Genomic DNA, 15,284 nt, shown 5'->3' on the forward strand with positions numbered 1-15,284 from the left:
ATACGCGTCATATTCAGCTTATGGTCATGCGGCATGCTTTTTTTTTTTCAAGCAGAAGACGGCATACGAGCTGAGCGCTAGTCTCGTGGGCTCGGAGATGTGTATAAGGGACAGCCTCCAGCCGGGGCAGGCGCGCGCCCGGCCCGGCGGGGCGACGGTCGCGCCCGCCACGGTGCCCTCGGACGAGGAGCTGACCGGGATCGTGGCGGGGGTCGTCGCGGGCATCGAGGAGCGCACCGGGCACCGGCTGCGGCTGCCCGTCCGCGTCCGCGTCGTGCCGGATGCGAGGACCGGCGGCGACGCCCTGATGGTCCCGGTGGTCGCCGGTGAGTCGGTACGTGCCTGCCGCATCCTGCTTCCCCGTAACGTGTTCGGCCAGGACGCTCCCTCGGTCACGAGCACCGTCGCCCACGAGGTGTGGCACTGCTTCCAGTACGACGCCGCGCCGCTGCGCAGCCTCGACGTGGCGCCACTGTGGATCGTCGAGGGGCAGGCCGAATGGGCGGGGGAAGCCTACGTCGGCGGCTCCCCGTCGAGCGCCGCGCCCTGGGACACCTGGCTTCTGCAGCCGGCGCAGGCCCTGACCCGGCGCAGCTACGACGCCATCGGTCTGTACGCGGCGGCCGACGCAGCGGGCGCCGATCCCTGGCGGACCGCGCTGCCCATGCTCGGCCGGCGCGGCGCCCCGGCGGTCGAGACGCTCTTCGACCGGTCCGCGACCCTGGCCGTACGCCGGATCGCGACCTCGCTCGTCCGCTCGCCACAGCTCGGTGACGTCTGGGAGTCCCGCGGCCCCGGGATCACCGGCTCGCGCGCGGCGCCGCTGGTGACCGTCCCGGTCGGGGAACCCGTCGAGGCCCGGATGCGGGTGCCCGCCTTCGGTGTCCTTCCCGTGCGGATCGCCGCGTCCGGCGGCGAGGTGCTGCGGGTCGCTCTCGAAGGCGGCGCCGCAGGGGCCGCCGCCATGCCCGGGGCCGGCACGGTGGAGCTGAACCCCGGGGGCACTGCGCTGTTCTGCCTGGTCGAGGGGGGATGCACCTGCCCGGACGGGGCGAGCCTCGACGGCGTCCCGCAGGTCACGCCGGGCGAGGGCGCCGCCGCCGTGGGGGCGACGGCCGCCGGCGAGGTCGCCGTGGTGGCCGAGTTCCGCACCGTCGAGCAGGCGTGCGAGGCGAGCGACCTCGTCGGCGAGTGGGTCACCGACGTCTCGAACGTGATGCGGATGCTGTCCGCGCAGTACGGTGCCATGCCCTCGTGCCGCGGCCCCTGGGTGGTGACCTTCACCGCCGACGGCCGGTTCAGCGCCGGCTACGAGGCCACCTGCCAGGTGAACGACGTGACGGGCCAGGCCAGGGCACGGTTCACCGGGGCGTACACGGACACCGGGCGGACCTTCACCGTGTCGGACCTCACCGGCGACGGCACGATGACCTTCGGCGGGCGGACCATGCCCCTGCCCGGTGTCGACGGGTTCCGGGCCGCACTCGGGGCCACGGCCGACTACGTCATCGATGGTGACACCCTGACGTACTCGTTTGCCGCCCCGGACGGGACAAAGCCGACGATCACCCTGACCCGACGGTCCTGACCGGACGCCGCCCGGACCTACCTCCCTGCCTCCCCCGTCGGCGCGCTTGCCGCCGACCGTCTCTCGGGCGGGTCACACGGGCGGCCGGTAGGCGGTGAACGAGACCCGGGCGTTCATGTTCGTCGGCACGCCATCGAAGTTGAAGCAGTGCACCCGCACCGTCTGGTCCGCCCCCTGCGCCCACCAGCTAAACACCGCGCAGTACCCCCGGGGCCACGCTCGCGACGGGAGGGACTCGCCGACCGGGTTGGCGAAGGCATGCCCGTAGCCGGCACCCACACCGAAGAACGTCATCTCGTACCGGCCGGTGGACAGGTACCTGTTGGCCGCGCCGGTCTCGCCCGTAGGGGTGGAGACGTAATAATCACCGGGGATGTCGTCGCCGCTGATGTGCTCGTGGTAGAAGGTGCCGCTGCCGAACCGGCCACCGGTGTGCCCGGTCAGGTCCACCTTCACGCCGTAGGTGACGGTGAACCGGGAATCGACCGGGTTACCGGCGGCGTTCACGCAGCGCACCTCCCAGCCGTCCGGCCAGTCGATCTGACAGTGCACCGCGGCGGTGTTGAAGGCGGTGACGTGCACCATGGGGAAATGCCGCAGGTGCTCGGGGTTGCGGGGGGCGTAGAACCGGTACCGGCCCACGCCGGTGCGCTCGTAGGAGATCGGGCCACCCTGCGAGTCGTACATGTTGGTGTGGGTGAGGGTACGCACGCCGGTCGGCACCGCCTGGTCGGCCCAGAAATACATCAGCCGCCCGTCACCGGCCAACGTGGCGTTGGTGAAGTTGGCGACGAACCGGGTGTCCACCGGTGCCCCGCTGGGCCCGAAGCAGCGGACCCGGACGAGCAGGTCGGAGCCGGTCGGCCAGATCGGGGGCCCCCAGCCGGCCACGGTACAGATGGCGTTGCTGCCGTACGCCACCGCGTGAGCGACGCCGCTGCGCGTCGCCGCACCCTCGAAGACGACGGTGTAGACCCCGGTGCCCCCTCGGGCGACCCGCACGCCGCCGTGGCTGTTCTGCGCGTAACCGTATGCCGGCTCGTAGTCCGCGGCGGAGGGCTGATCCGCCCACACGTACGCGGTAATCTCCCCCAGGCCGCCCATCGCCGGCGCGGGCGTGACCGTCACCGCGCCGACCACCACCGCCACCATGACGCCAAGCCCGCGTCGCCAACGGATTCTCACACCACGCTCCTCCGGCCATACCGCATGAACGACACCACGATCTACGCCGGGCAGCGCCGGCACTCGCAACTGTCAAGATCCTGACGGAAATTGTCTCGCGGCTGATCGACCAACGCGATCATGCAAGCCCGCCTCGTCCTGCGACGCCGCAAGCCACTACCCAGGACGACAACATCCACTGCGGATCGAGGCGGATTCGAAGAGTCTTCGAAGCGGGGCCTCCTACGGTTCGTCTCGCTCGACATGAGCCCCATCGACACCCTGGAGTGAATCGTGATCCGACGCCACCCGACCACGACTACGGCGACCGGCGGCACGTCTTCGAGAGGATGGCAGCCCGGTCGTGCCCGCACCGCGGTCGCACTGACCGGGCTGTTGGTCGGTGGTCTGCTCGTTCCTTCCGCCGCCCAGGCGGACCCCAGCTCACCTGCCGCGGCGCCCGACCTGTCCGACACGGCCGGCATCAGTGGCACGGGCGCCCGGGCGCTGGCCGATTCGCTCGGGAAATACCGCACCGGCGGCGTCTTCATCGACGACGGCGGACAGATGATCGTCGCCGTCACCGACCAGGCGGCCGCGCAAACGGTTCGGGAGGCGGGTGGTGTTCCCAAGATCGTCGCCTACAGCACCGCCACCCTGCAGTCGGTCCACACCGAATTTGACAAGCTCGCCGGCATCCCCGGCACTTCCTGGGGGGTGGACCAGTCCACGAACCAGGTCTCGGTGGAACTGGACAGCACGGTCAGCCCGGCCAACGCCGCGAAGCTGAGGGCCGTCGCCGAGAAGTTCGGCAGTGCCGTCCGCGTCGAGCGGATCTCCGGAAAGATCAAGAAGGAGGAGATCTACACCTCCGGTGGCGACTCGATCCGCAACACGTACCACAGCCTGTACTGCTCAATCGGTTTCAACGTGCGGACCTCCAGCGGCAACAGGCACTTCGTCACCGCGGGACACTGCGCCGAGGGGACCCAGCATTGGTACGACACCGCGAGCGGTGAGTACCTGGGCAACCGCACGAGCGTCAGCTGGCCGGGCAATGACTACGCCGTCATTGACTACACCCAGAGCGACGTCACCGCGTACGGCACGGTCAACGACGATACCCAGCAGATCTCCAGCTCCCGCTACCCGTATGACGGCGAGTCGGTGTCCCGCGCCGGCGCCACCAGCAACGACCTGGTCGGCCAGGTCCTGTTGACCAGCACGACCGTGACGTACGACAGCGGCGAGACGCTCTACGGCATGATCAAGACGAGCCTGTGCGGCAAGGGCGGCGACAGCGGCGGGCCGGTCTACCACGGAACCGTCGCGCTCGGCATCCATTCTGGCAGCAACACCGGTGATGACCCGTGCAACACCAGCGTGAGCGACAAGCGGGGCTACCACCAGCCGGTCCAGGAGGTCCTCAGCGCCAAGGGCCTGTACGTCTACTGACCCCGTAGCCCATCGCCACCGTGCCTCAGAAACCGGCTGCCGGGACTTCCCGGCAGCCGGTTTCTGACGGCCCCGCGCCCGACGATGGACGCTACGGGAAACCGATCGGTGTCGTTAGCTGGCGTGCAGCCGAACCGACAGCCCGCGGTCGGTGTAGATGGGTACGGCGCGCATGCCCGCGACGGTGACCGCGCTGAACCGGCCGCGCAGTCTGCGGGCGCGGATGACGACAACGGTGCTGCCCGGGACCGGCGGATGCGCGGGGTCCAGCCGGATGTGGAGCAGGCTGCCCTCGCCGAGGGTGGCTGTCTCGTCGACGGTGACGGCGGGTCGGCCGGCGCGGCGTACCGTCGCCTCCAGCACGGTGCCCGGTGCCTGGCGGTAGTCGCCGCCCACCCGCACGCCGCCACCGACGGGCAGGACCCGCAGCGTGCCGCCGCAGACGTCGACGTCGCCGGTACCGAGCGCCTTCGACGATGCCGCCGTCAGGATGCCGGCCTCCAGCCGGGTGCCGCCGCAGTAGCGGTTGGAGCCGGCCAGGGTGAGCGCTCCAGTGCCCTGTTTGACCAGACCGCCGCGGCCGTCGATGTCGTTGCGCCAGGTGTCGGTCGCGTTGAAGCCGCCGTCGGCGGCGTTCATGGTGACGTGAACGTCACGATCGAAGCTGCCGTACCCGTCCGCCGCGGCGAACAGGTTCAACCGGCCCCACTGCTCGGGCCCTTCGAGCAGGGCGTAGCCCGACGGCAGGGCGGTGCTGCGCAGAACCTCCCGGCGCTGGTCGGCGTCAAGGTAGGGCAGGCGGGTCTCCAGGAGCACCTCGGCGCCCTTCGGCACGGTCATCTCGATGGTCCGGCCGCTCCTGGGCAGGACGTACGTCAGCCGGGCGGTGTACCTGGCGGCGTTGCGGGCGTGGTCGGCGAATGGGTCGCCATCCGGACCGGCGGTATGCGCGTAGGCGTACAGGGTGTCGGCCGTGGTGGCCGTGCGGGCCTGAAAGTACGCGGCCGTCTGACGGCGTGCGGCCGCCTTCAGGGCCGCGTACCGCGGATCGTGCAGCGCCGCGGCGGCGAGCGCGGTGGCCAGGATGCGCCCGCCGATGACGTCGACCGGCGAATGCATGCCCGCCAGGATCCGGGCGTCGCTGTACTCGGCAGCGCAGGCCAGCAGCTCCTGGAACCGCTCGGGAATCGCGTACGCGAGCGCGATGGCCGCCAGGTAGAGGGCGTTGGTGTGGCCGCTGACGTACCCGCCGTCGTGAGCCGGGTCCGTGCTGCGCTGGCGTAGCAGTTGCACCGGGACCACGACGTCGGAGTCGTAGACCGGGAAGCCGAGCGCGTCGACGGCGCCGGTGTCGACAACCCGGCTGTCCTCGGTCAGCCGCCACGGCCTCGGATACTGGTAGGCCAGCTTGCTCGGGTTGCTCGACGCGTGCGGGCCACGCAGCGTGTTGACGAGGGCGACGACGCTGCCGAGTTCCGAGTCGGGAGAGCCGGCCCCCAGCGCGGATCCGGCCGGCGCGTCGGCCGGCAGGGTGTCGCTGATCCGCCCCGGCGGCGTGCCATCCGGTGCGTCCGTGATACTCGTGACGGCCTTGGCACCCGATCGGTACAGTGCGGCGAGCGGACCGAGCCCGTCGATCACCGAATAGCTCTGGTGCCGCCGGTCGACGATGAACGCCAGGCGGGCCTGCTCCTCGGTCCGCGCCCTGGTCACCTCGACGACGTACCGGATGTTGGCGCGCAACACGTCCGGTGCCAGCGCGACACCCGTGTTCCAGTCCGTGCCGGTGCGCCACAGGCGGGCCATCCCCGAGAGGATCCGCACCGCCGCGTTGGTGTCGGGAGTGAGGTTGGCCGTGGTGTTGCTGAGGTAGTCGTCAACGAACGCCGCCAGGTCCGGTCGCCGCGTCCGGTGGGCACCGGCGGCCGACGCGCCCGCCAGCCAGGAGAGCGGCCCAGGCCCGACGACCAATCCGGCCGAGACGGCTGCCGTGTAACCGAGGAAGCGGCGCCGGCCTATGGTGTCGCGTGGCTTCATCTGCTCTGTGTCTCCGTACTCCCGGGATGACTTTCCTCGACGAGCCGGAAGCCTTGACGAAGCGAGCCAACCGACGCCGAACGCGGGTTAAGCACCGTGTGAACACTGGACAGCGGTGCATGATCGGCTCCGACCGCGCCAGGTGGCGGGCTCCCGGATGCTTACCCCCTTCGGTGCGGCGAGTCGTCGGCGGCCCCCGTCACCGCCCGCAGCGCGGCCCGCGCGGTCACGACAGGGCGTAGACGCGGCGCGCGGTGCGACCCAGCACGCCCGCCCGCTCGGTCGCCGTGCAGCCGGCCAACAGCTCGTCGATGAGCGCGAGCACGTCGGCGTAGCGGCCCGCGAGTTCACACACCGGCCAGTCGGAGCCGAACAGCACCCGGTCGGCGCCGAAGGCGGACAGCACGTGGTCGGCGTACGGACGGATCCGCGCAGCGTCCCAGTCGTCCCAGGCCGCCTCGGTGATTAACCCGGACAGCTTGCACACGACCGCCTCGCACCGGGCCATGGCGGTGATCCACGAAGCCCACGGCTCCCACTCCCCCGCCGCGATGGCCGGCTTGCCCGCGTGGTCGACGACGAACCGGACGCCGTCGAGCCGCCGGGCGGCGGCCAGGGCGGCGGGCCGCTGCGGGGCGCGCACGAGAATGTCGTACGCCAGCCCGCGCGCGCCGAGCGCGGTGAGCCCTCGGGTGACGTCGTCGCGGAGCAGCCAGTCCGGGTCCGGCTCGTCCTCCACCTGGTGGCGCACGCCGACGAGCGGACCGGGGCGCAGCCGGTCGATCTCGCCATTGACGTCGGGACCGGTCAGGTCGAGCCAGCCGACGACCCCGGCGACCAGTCCCCCGCTCGCCCGTGCGGTGGCGAGGAACTCCTCGGTCTCGGCCACCGACGACACCGTCTGGATCAGGACGGTCGCGCCGATCCGGTCGCCGGCCGCGACGCGCAGGTCGTCCAGGGTGTAGGGACGGCGGATCGGCGCGAGGGCGTCACCCGCCAGCCAGGGGTACGTCCGGGCGGTGGGGTCCCACAGGTGGTGGTGCGCGTCGACGATCACAGTTGGACCAGTCCTTCGGCGGCGAGGTCGTACCAGAGCGCGTCGGGCACCGGCGCGCCGGCGAGTTCGACGTTGCGGGTGACGTGATCGGCGCTCTGCGCGCCGACCACCAGGGACGCGACCGCCGGATGCCGTGCGGTGAACGCCATCGCCGCCTGGGGCAGCGGCACCCGGTGGGAGCGGCAGACCTGGGCGATCCGGGTGGCCCGGGCGTAGAGCGCGTCCGGGATCGGACGGTAGTCGTACGTCCGGCCCGGTTCCTCGGTGGCGAGCACGCCGCTGTTGAACACGCCGGCGGCGAGCACGGATACCCCGCGGTCCAGGCAGCGGGGCAGCAGGCTCGGTGCCGCCGACTGGTCCAGCAGCGTGTAACGCCCGGCGAGCAGGACGGTGTCGATGTCGGTCTCGGTGACGAACCGCTCCAGCATCTGCCACTGGTTCATGCCGACGCCGACCGCGCCCACGACGCCCTGGTCGCGCAGGTCGTGCAGCGCCGGGTACGCCTCCTCGACGGCTTGTCGCCAGTGTTCGTCTGGGTCGTGGATCAGCACGACGTCGACCCGGTCCAGGCGCAGGCGGGTGAGGCTGGACTCCAGCGACCGGCGTACCCCGTCGGCGCTGAAGTCCCACCGTCGGGTGTGGTCGGCCGGCACGTCGAACCCGGCCGCGTCGTCGATCCGGTGCGCGGTCTCCGGGGTGGGCACCAGCAGCCGACCGACCTTGGTGGCGATGGTGAAATCGTCGCGGGGGTGGCTGGTCAGTGCGGCGCCGAGCCGGCGCTCGGAGAGCCCCAGGCCGTAGTGCGGGGAGGTGTCGAAGAAGCGGATCCCGGCCTGCCACGCGGCGTCGATTGCGCGGCCGGCCGTCTCGTCGTCCACGGCCCGGAACAGGTTGCCGATCCCGGCTCCACCGAAGCCGAGCGCCGTCACCTGTACGCGTGACCCGCCGAGCCACTGCGTCCTCATCCCAGCTCCCCCGCCGTCGCGATGCCGTGGTCGTCGGAGGACCTCCGGCAGCCCGGCACCCTGCCCTGCCTCGCCACGACGCTCAGTCCTGTGCCTTGCCGCTGGTCATCCGCGCCAGGACCAGCGCGACCAGGATGACCAGCCCGTTGACCGCCTGGATCTGGTCGGGCTTGACCTGGGCCAGGGTGAGCACGTTCTGGATCAGGCCGAGCAGCACGACGCCGGTGAGCGCGCCGACCAGGGAACCCTTGCCACCGTCGAGGCTGATCCCACCAATCACCGCCGCGGCGAACACGGTGAAGATCATCCCGCTGCCCTGGTTGGCGGCCACCGAGCCGAGCCGGGCCGACAGCATCAGCCCGGCCAGGGCGGCGAGCGCGCCGGCGACGACGAACGTCACCCAGATCACCCGCTCGACGCGGATGCCGGCGGCCCGCGCGGCGTCGGGGTTGCCGCCGACGGCGTACAGCGAGCGCCCGAACCGGGTGTAGCCGAGCACGACGACGCCGACGGCGAAGGCCAGGACGACGATCCAGATCGACAGCGGGACGGTGAGGATGCGCAGGCTGCCCAGGTTGTCGATGGTCGGGATCCGGTTGGCCAGGTTGGAGATGGTCGCGCCGCCGACGATCGCCAGTTGCAGGCCCCGCAGCGCGATCAGCATCGCCAGCGTGACGATGAACGCGGAGAGCTTGAACCGCACGACCAGCAGCCCGTTGAACACCCCGATCAGCGCGCCGAACACGAGCGCCACCGGCAGGACCGTCCAGGTGGGCCACGGCGCGCCGAGCATCGACGTCTGGCCGACCACGAGGAAGACCGCCACCGCGGGCGCGATGCCGACAATCGACTCCAGCGACAGGTCGAACTTGCCGACGATCAGCACCAGCGCCTCCGCCAGCACCACCAGCGCCAGCTCGGTCTGGTATTTCAGCACCGTGTCGACCAGGTACGACTTGGTGAGGAACACGTCCGGCTTGAGCGTGTAGCCATAGATCAGCAGCGCGATGATCGGTGGGACCAGGGCGAGGTCGCGCAGCCGCGCCAGCCGCAGCCGGTTGATCGGGCGACCGGTGGGCGTGGGCGGTCGCGGCGGCGCCTCCGGGCCGCCGACGGCAAGCGTCTCAGACATGCTTCTCACCGATCCCTTCGATCTCGGCCACGAGCTCGGCCTCGTCCCAGCCGCGGCGGTGCTCGGCGGCGACGCGGCCGGCCACCATCACCACCACCCGGTCACACACCCGCAGGTCCTCCAGTTCGTCGGAGACCAGCAGCGCCCCGCGACCGCCCCGGGTCTCCGCGTCCACCACGCCGAGCAGGGACTCCTTCGACCGCACGTCCACCCCGACGGTCGGGTGCACGAGCACCAGGACCCGGGGGTCGCGGGCCAGCGCCCGGGCCATCACCACCTTCTGCGCGTTGCCGCCGGACAGCTCACCGACCGGCTGGTGTGGGCCGGCAGTGTGCACGTCGAGGTCGGCGATCGCCTTGCGGCCCCGGGCGTCGCGCCGCTTCGGCAGCACCATGCCGGCCGGGCCGAGCCGGTCGGCGACGGTCATGGTGGCGTTCTCCGCCACCGAGAGCCCGGGGACGAAGCCGTCGGCATTCCGGTCCGCCGGCAGGTACCCGATGCCGGCCCGCAGAGCGGCCGGGACGCTGGCCGGCTTCACCGTGCTGCCCGCGACCCGGACCTGACCGGTACGCGGGCGCAGCCCCACCACCGCCTCGGCGAGTTCCCGCTTGCCGCTGGCGGCGGACCCGGCCACCCCGACGATCTCGCCCCGCCCGACGGTCAGGTCGACCGGCCCGGTGAAGCCGGGCACCCCGACGGCGTCGAGGGTGAGCACCGGCTCGGCCTCGTCGGGCACCGGCGGCCGGTCGTGCCCGACCTGCACCAGCCCACGCGCGTCACCGATCATCGCCTCGACGAGCTTGGCATGGTCCAGCTCCGCCACCGGCGCGGTCACGATGTGCCGGGCGTCGCGGAACACCGTCACCCGCTGGCAGATCTCGTAGATCTCCGGCAGGTGATGGGAGATGAACAGGAAGGTCACGCCCTGCCGTTGCAGGTCGGCGAGACGGTCGAAGAGCCGCGCGATGGCCCGGGCCTCCAGCTGCGCGGTCGGCTCGTCCAGGATGACGAACCGCGCGCCGTGCGACAGCGCCCCGGCGATCTCCACCAGCTGTCGCTGCTCGACGGTCAGTTCCTTCGCCGGCGTGGCCGGGTCAACCGGCACCGACCACGCCTCCAGCAGGTCGGTGGCCGCCCGCCGCAGCCGCGACCAGGACAGCAGACCGAACCGGCCGCGCGGCTGCCGGTCGAGGAAGAGGTTTTCCGCGACCGACAACTCGCCGACCACCGACGGCTTCTGGTAGACGCAGGCGACATGCTGGCGCCAGGCGACGCGGTCACCGAGCGGTGGCGCCGGCCGGCCCGCGAACCGGACCTCGCCGGCGTCCGGCTTGAGCAGCCCGGTCAGGACGCCCACCAGCGTGGACTTGCCGGCGCCGTTGCGGCCGACGAGCGCGTGCGTCTCGCCGGGCAGCACGGTCAGGTTCCCGTCGGCGAGGGCCACGGTCGGGCCGAACCGCTTGGCGACACCCGTCGCTTCGACCACGGGTCTGGACTCGTCGTCGACCATCACACAGTCCCTCCGGTTCCCGGCACCGGGCCGTGCGGCGCCGGCCGGCCGAGGGCCGCCCGGCGCCGCGCGGGCCGCGCTACTTCTTGTTGCCCCAGAGGGCGGGGTCATCGACGTTGTCCCTGGTGACCAGGGGCGCCGGCAGCTGGTCCTCGTAGCCGTTGGGCAGCTTGATGACGGTACTGCCGTGGTCGGTCGGGCCCTCCCCAGGCACCGCGCCCGCCATCGCCTGCTTGGCCCAGTAAAGGCCGTACTGCGCATAGGCGTCCGCCGGCTGGGAGACGGTCGCGTCGATCTCGCCCTTGCGGATCGCCTCCAGTTCCTGCGGGATACCGTCGTTGGAGACGATGAAGATGTGCCGGGGGTCGTCCGGCGGGACGAGCAGCCTGCGCTGCTTGAGCACCTGAAGGGTCGGATCGAGGAAGACCCCGCCGGCCTGCATGTAGACGCCCTTGATGTCCGGGTCGGTGGACAGCCGGGTCTCCAGCGCTGCCTGCGCCTTGCTCCCATCCCACTCGGTCGGCTCCTCGAACACCGTGATGCCGGGGAACTTCGCGGTCATGCACTGCTTGAACGCCTCGGACCGGTCCCGTCCGTTGATGGACGACAACGCGCCCTGGAACTCGATCACCTTGCCCTTGCCAGCGAGCTTCTCACCGAGGAACTCGCAGGCCTTCGTGCCGTACGCGCGGTTGTCGGCGCGGACGACCATGTAGACCTCGCCGCTGTCCGGCCGGGTGTCGACGCTGACCACGGGGATCTTCTTCTGGGCCAGCTCGTCGAGCTTCGGACCGATCGCTCCGGTGTCCTGCGGGGCGATCACGATCGCCTTGGCCCCCTGGGTGACCAGGCTGTCGACGTTGCTGATCAGCTTCTGGACGTCGTTCTGCGAGTTGGTCGGCCCAATCAGTTCGACACCGACCTCGCCGGCCTTGCCGGGGACGTAGCTGGCGTACGCGTTCCAGAAGTCGGAGTCGGCGCGCGGGAGGTCGACGCCGACCGAGCCGGTGCCGCCCCCGCCCGGGGCAGCGGGTCCGACGGAATCCTTGCTGCACGCCACGGTGGACGCGACGAGCGCCACGGCCATGGACAGCCCGAGCACCCCTCGGGCGGTCGCACCGATCGTCATGGGTTTCCTCGATTCACTGGCAGGGACGGGTTTTCGCGGTCCGCGGCCGTCGTGGCGGCCTGCCGGAGGCGGAGCCCGTGCATGCCGCCGTCGACGGCGAGCACGGTCCCCGTGGTGGCGGCGGCCAGCGGGCTGGCCAGGTAGGCGATCGCGGCGGCGACCTCGGCGGCGGAGACCAGCCGCCCGATGGGCTGGCGCGCGCGCAGGGCGGCCAGCTCGGCGGCCGTGTCGTCGGCCGCGTCGAGCAGCCGGCGGACCCAGGGGGTGTCGACGGTGCCGGGGTTGACGCAATTGACCCGGATCCCCTCGGCGACGTGGTCAGCGGCCATGGCGAGGGTCAACGCCTGCACGGCGCCCTTCGTCGCGCTGTAGAGCGCCCGGTTGGGCAAGCCGGCGGTCGCCGCGATCGAACAGGTGTTGACCACGGCCGCGTGGGCGGACGCCCGCAGGTGGGGCAGGGCCGCCCGGGTGACCCGGACGATGCCCACCACGTTGACGTCGAAGACCCGGTGCCACTCGTCGTCGGGGTTCGCCTCGACGGTGCCCTGCGCGCCGATCCCGGCGTTGTTGACCAGCACGTCGATCCCGCCGAGACGCTGCGCGGCGGCGGCAACCGCCCGGGGCACCGAGTCCGAGTCGGTGATGTCGCACCCGACGCCGTGCAGCGGCGCCGGCACGCCGGACGGGTCCAGGTCGAGGCAGGCGACGGCGGCGCCCCGCTCGGCGAGCAGCCGGGCGGTAGCGAGACCGATGCCGGAGCCGCCCCCGGTCACCACCGCGCTCAGGCCGGCGAACTCGGCGCTCATGCCGCCGGCACCTCCGTCCAGACAGGCCCGTCCGGGTACGCGTAGTCGACCAGCGTCCGCCGCCGGAGGGTGGCGCTGAACCCGGGTGAGGTCGGGGCGACGTAGTTGCCGTTGCGGATCACGACCGGATGGACGAAGTGCTCGTGCAAATGGTCGACGAACTCGATCACCCGGTTCTCCATGGAACCGGACACCGCCATGTAGTCGAACATCGACAGGTGTTGCACCAGCTCGCAGAGGCCGACGCCACCGGCGTGCGGGCACACCGGCACCCCGAACTTCGCGGCCAGCAGCAGGATCGCCACGTTCTCGTTGACCCCGGCCACCCGTGCGGCGTCCAACTGGAGGTAGGAGATCGCGCCGGACTGCAGGAGCTGCTTGAAGACCACCCGGTTCTGGACGTGTTCCCCGGTGGCCACCCGCACCGGGGAGATCGCCCGGGCGATGGTGGCGTGGCCGAGCACGTCGTCGGGGCTGGTCGGCTCCTCGACCCACCACGGGTCGAACCGGGCCAGCTCCCGGACCCAGGCGATGGCCTGGCCCACGTCCCACCGCTGGTTGGCGTCGACGGCGATGCGCACGGTCGGGCCGACGGCCTCCCGGGCGATGGCCAGCCGCCGCACGTCGTCGGCGACGTCGGCGCCGACCTTCAGCTTGATCTGGGTGAAGCCGTCGGCGACGGCCTCCTTGCAGAGCCGGGCGAGCTTGGCGTCGTCATACCCGAGCCAACCCGGCGTCGTGGTGTAGCCGGGGTAGCCGTGGTCGAGCAGGTACGCCTCGCGCTCCACCTTGCCCGGTTCGGCGCGGCGCAGGATGTCCAGCGCCTCGCCCGGGGTGAGCGCGTCGGAGAGGTAGCGGAAGTCGACCAGGTCGACGAGTTCCTCCGGAGTGAGGTCGGCGAGCAGCTTCCAGACCGGCTTGCCTGCCCGCTTTGCGCGCAGGTCCCACAGCGCGTTGACCACCGCGGAGATCGCCATGTGCATGACGCCCTTCTCCGGGCCGAGCCAGCGCAGCTGCGAGTCGTGGACCATCTCGCGCCAGACGCCACCGAGGTCGTCCAACGTGGCCTGCAGCGGACGCCCGACGACGTACGGTTCCAGCGCGGAGATGGCGGTGGTCTGGATGTCGTTGCCGCGCCCGATGGTGAAGGCGAATCCGTGGCCCTCATGCCTGTCGGGGTGGTCGGTGCCGATGATGACGTAGGCCGCCGAGTAGTCGGGGTCCGGGTTCATGGCGTCGGAACCGTCTAGCTCCTGGGAGGTGGGAAAGCGGATGTCGTACGTCCGCAAGCTGGTGATCCGCGCGGTCATGACGCCTCACCGACCGTCTGGCGCTGCGTGCCGAGGCCCTCGATCTCGACCTCGACCACGTCGCCGGCCCGCAGGTAGGGCTTTGGCTCCGGCAGCCCGAGCGCCACACCGGCCGGGGTGCCCGTGTTGATGACGTCGCCGGGTTCGAGCACCATGAACTGGCTCACGTACCGGACCAGCTCGGCGACGCCGAAGATCATGTTCTTGGTGCTGCCGTCCTGGCGGCGCGTGCCGTTGACGCTCAGACGCAGGCTCAGCTGCTGCGGGTCGGGCACCTCGTCGGGTGTGACCAGCCATGGACCGAGCGGGTTGAAGGTCTCGCAGGACTTGCCCTTGTCCCACTGACCGCCGCGTTCGAGCTGGAACTCCCGTTCGGACAGGTCGTTGGAGACGGCGTAGCCCGCGACGCACGCCAGCGCCGCGCGGTCGCTCTCCAGGTAGCGCGCGGTGCGACCGATGACGACCGCGAGCTCGACCTCCCAGTCGGTCTTGACGCTGCCCCGGGGGATCAGCACCTGGTCGTTCGGTCCGACCACCGTGTTGGGCGCCTTCATGAACAGGATCGGTTCCGTCGGAGGCTCCACACCGGTCTCGGCGGCGTGGTCAGAGTAGTTCAACCCGACGCCGACGATCTTGCCCGGGCGGGCGATCGGCGCACCGATCCGGGGCAGGGCCTCGGCCACCAGGGGCAGTTGGCCGCTGGCCACCGCGGCGCGCGCCGCCACGATGCCGTCCCCGGACAGGAAGCCCCCGTCGATCTCGGCCACCAGGTCGGAGAGGTCCACCAGGCGGCCGTGCGCGTCCAGCGCCGCTGGACGCTCCTGGCCGACCGCCCCCACTCGAAGCAGCTTCACTGCACACCCTCCGGCCAAACATCGGATCTGTTGCCTGGTTGTATAGTGGAGTTACCGGCGTGTTGCAAGAGGCGACCGAGATTCCTGCGGAAAAGGTCTGATGACCGGCCGTGCCGCGACGACGAGCGCGAGCCGGCAGCACGACAGGGTCCCTGCGGTCGAGTCGCGGCTCCGCCCGTCCAGGAGAGGTGGAGCGGTCAGACCCGCAGGTGAGCGGCCACGCCACGAGGGCGCGCCGGGACGGTCAGCGGCCGACCGGGGGCTGTCTCTTATACAC

12 protein-coding genes are annotated in these 15,284 nt (G+C 71.4%); 2 read left to right on the plus strand and 10 right to left on the minus strand.

Translation table 11 applies throughout. From position 1 onward, the window contains the following. Nucleotides 1-97: 97 nt before the first annotated feature. Nucleotides 98-1,588, plus strand: coding sequence for an META domain-containing protein (locus C1I99_RS19775; protein ID WP_146603995.1), 1,491 nt, complete (start codon nucleotides 98-100; stop codon nucleotides 1,586-1,588). 72 nt (nucleotides 1,589-1,660) lie between these two features. Here the strand turns inward: C1I99_RS19775 and C1I99_RS19780 are convergent, their stop codons facing one another. After that, nucleotides 1,661-2,773 (minus strand): hypothetical protein, encoded by a 1,113-nt coding sequence (locus C1I99_RS19780; RefSeq protein WP_146603996.1) that lies wholly within the window; start codon nucleotides 2,771-2,773, stop codon nucleotides 1,661-1,663. A gap of 273 nt (nucleotides 2,774-3,046) precedes the next feature. Between C1I99_RS19780 and C1I99_RS19785 the strand changes: the two genes are divergently transcribed. Further along, nucleotides 3,047-4,207: a S1 family peptidase gene (locus C1I99_RS19785; RefSeq protein WP_146603997.1), complete on the plus strand. Its 1,161-nt coding sequence runs from the start codon at nucleotides 3,047-3,049 to the stop codon at nucleotides 4,205-4,207. 114 nt (nucleotides 4,208-4,321) lie between these two features. Here the strand turns inward: C1I99_RS19785 and C1I99_RS19790 are convergent, their stop codons facing one another. The 9 genes from C1I99_RS19790 to C1I99_RS19830 all read right to left on the minus strand — a co-directional run bounded on the left by C1I99_RS19790 (nucleotide 4,322) and on the right by C1I99_RS19830 (nucleotide 15,007). Beyond that, nucleotides 4,322-6,244 (minus strand): phosphatase PAP2 family protein, encoded by a 1,923-nt coding sequence (locus C1I99_RS19790; RefSeq protein WP_111135713.1) that lies wholly within the window; start codon nucleotides 6,242-6,244, stop codon nucleotides 4,322-4,324. A gap of 226 nt (nucleotides 6,245-6,470) precedes the next feature. Then, nucleotides 6,471-7,301: an amidohydrolase family protein gene (locus C1I99_RS19795; protein WP_233512598.1), complete on the minus strand. Its 831-nt coding sequence runs from the start codon at nucleotides 7,299-7,301 to the stop codon at nucleotides 6,471-6,473. Further along, nucleotides 7,298-8,266: an aldo/keto reductase gene (locus C1I99_RS19800; protein WP_111135714.1), complete on the minus strand. Its 969-nt coding sequence runs from the start codon at nucleotides 8,264-8,266 to the stop codon at nucleotides 7,298-7,300. Before C1I99_RS19800 ends, C1I99_RS19795 begins: the two co-directional genes overlap by 4 nt. A gap of 82 nt (nucleotides 8,267-8,348) precedes the next feature. Further along, complete coding sequence (locus C1I99_RS19805; RefSeq protein ID WP_111135715.1) at nucleotides 8,349-9,398, minus strand: ABC transporter permease; 1,050 nt, start codon at nucleotides 9,396-9,398, stop codon at nucleotides 8,349-8,351. After that, nucleotides 9,391-10,908 (minus strand): sugar ABC transporter ATP-binding protein, encoded by a 1,518-nt coding sequence (locus tag C1I99_RS19810; protein WP_111135716.1) that lies wholly within the window; start codon nucleotides 10,906-10,908, stop codon nucleotides 9,391-9,393. Before C1I99_RS19810 ends, C1I99_RS19805 begins: the two co-directional genes overlap by 8 nt. Nucleotides 10,909-10,987: 79 nt before the next feature. Next, nucleotides 10,988-12,037, minus strand: a complete 1,050-nt coding sequence (locus tag C1I99_RS19815) for a sugar ABC transporter substrate-binding protein (RefSeq protein ID WP_111135717.1) — start codon at nucleotides 12,035-12,037, stop codon at nucleotides 10,988-10,990. Beyond that, a complete protein-coding gene (locus C1I99_RS19820) occupies nucleotides 12,034-12,843 on the minus strand; it encodes an SDR family NAD(P)-dependent oxidoreductase (RefSeq protein WP_111135718.1) in 810 nt (269 codons plus the stop codon). The genes C1I99_RS19815 and C1I99_RS19820 overlap by 4 nt, the downstream gene beginning before the upstream one ends. Further along, nucleotides 12,840-14,153 (minus strand): L-fuconate dehydratase, encoded by a 1,314-nt coding sequence (locus tag C1I99_RS19825; protein ID WP_111135719.1) that lies wholly within the window; start codon nucleotides 14,151-14,153, stop codon nucleotides 12,840-12,842. The genes C1I99_RS19820 and C1I99_RS19825 overlap by 4 nt, the downstream gene beginning before the upstream one ends. Next, entirely contained in the window at nucleotides 14,150-15,007 is an 858-nt protein-coding gene (locus C1I99_RS19830; RefSeq protein WP_111135720.1) for a fumarylacetoacetate hydrolase family protein, read from the minus strand. The genes C1I99_RS19825 and C1I99_RS19830 overlap by 4 nt, the downstream gene beginning before the upstream one ends. Nucleotides 15,008-15,284: the final 277 nt, after the last annotated feature.

It is taken from the genome of Micromonospora deserti (assembly GCF_003236335.1).
Lineage (GTDB): Bacteria > Actinomycetota > Actinomycetes > Mycobacteriales > Micromonosporaceae > Micromonospora > Micromonospora deserti.

Bases quoted from the DNA above. Each gene is read 5' to 3' on its own strand.
- C1I99_RS19805 (WP_111135715.1), bottom strand. From the start codon at position 9,398: ATGTCTGAGACGCTTGCCGTCGGCGGCCCGGAGGCGCCGCCGCGACCG.
- C1I99_RS19775 (WP_146603995.1), top strand. From the start codon at position 98: ATGTGTATAAGGGACAGCCTCCAGCCGGGGCAGGCGCGCGCCCGGCCC.
- C1I99_RS19790 (WP_111135713.1), bottom strand. From the start codon at position 6,244: ATGAAGCCACGCGACACCATAGGCCGGCGCCGCTTCCTCGGTTACACG.
- C1I99_RS19810 (WP_111135716.1), bottom strand. From the start codon at position 10,908: ATGGTCGACGACGAGTCCAGACCCGTGGTCGAAGCGACGGGTGTCGCC.
- C1I99_RS19815 (WP_111135717.1), bottom strand. From the start codon at position 12,037: ATGACGATCGGTGCGACCGCCCGAGGGGTGCTCGGGCTGTCCATGGCC.
- C1I99_RS19825 (WP_111135719.1), bottom strand. From the start codon at position 14,153: ATGACCGCGCGGATCACCAGCTTGCGGACGTACGACATCCGCTTTCCC.
- C1I99_RS19800 (WP_111135714.1), bottom strand. From the start codon at position 8,266: ATGAGGACGCAGTGGCTCGGCGGGTCACGCGTACAGGTGACGGCGCTC.
- C1I99_RS19820 (WP_111135718.1), bottom strand. From the start codon at position 12,843: ATGAGCGCCGAGTTCGCCGGCCTGAGCGCGGTGGTGACCGGGGGCGGC.